The organism is Aminobacter sp. P4_D5 (assembly GCF_056401815.1).
In genome coordinates, this window is the sequence record NZ_JBFUIP010001257.1 from 1 (window position 1) to 546 (window position 546).

Genomic DNA, 546 nt, shown 5'->3' on the forward strand with positions numbered 1-546 from the left:
CCGATGCGCCGGGCATCGACCAGCATCGCCGTGAGCCAGCGCGTCGCGCGCGACCAGCCGGGCTCCGGCATGAAGGAGAGGCCGGGCATGGCGCCCAGCGCGTCGGCATAGCGCGCGAAGATGGCGCGGCGGGTCTCGACGCGCTCCTCCAGGCTCGGCAGCTGGGCCAGGCCGACGGCGGCGAGGACCGAGCTCATGGCGTAGTTGAAGCCCGTCGTCTCGTGCTGGTAGTGCGCCGCCGGCTCCTTGGCCTGGGTGGCGAGGTGGCGGGCGCGCTCGATCAGGGATTCGCTTGCGGAAAGCAGCGCGCCGCCGCCCCCGGCGGTCACGATCTTGTTGCCGTTGAAGCTCACCGCCACGAGGTCGGCGCCATGGCCGGCGGGCTTGCCGTGCTGGCGCCCGCCCAGCGCGCAGGCGCTGTCGGAGAGGACGGGCACGCCCCAGCGGGCGCAGGCGGCGCGGATCGCTTCCATGTCGGAGGGCTGGCCATAGAGGTCGGCCGGCACGACCACCCGTGGCAGGCGGCCGCGGCGGGCGGCGGCCGAC

The 546-nt window shown here is 75.1% G+C and carries 1 protein-coding gene; it reads right to left on the minus strand.

The features are described 5' to 3' along the window. Window positions 1-546, minus strand: a 546-nt coding sequence (locus AC1DWF_RS37810) for a DegT/DnrJ/EryC1/StrS family aminotransferase (protein ID WP_476843539.1), incomplete at both ends; no start/stop codon positions are given.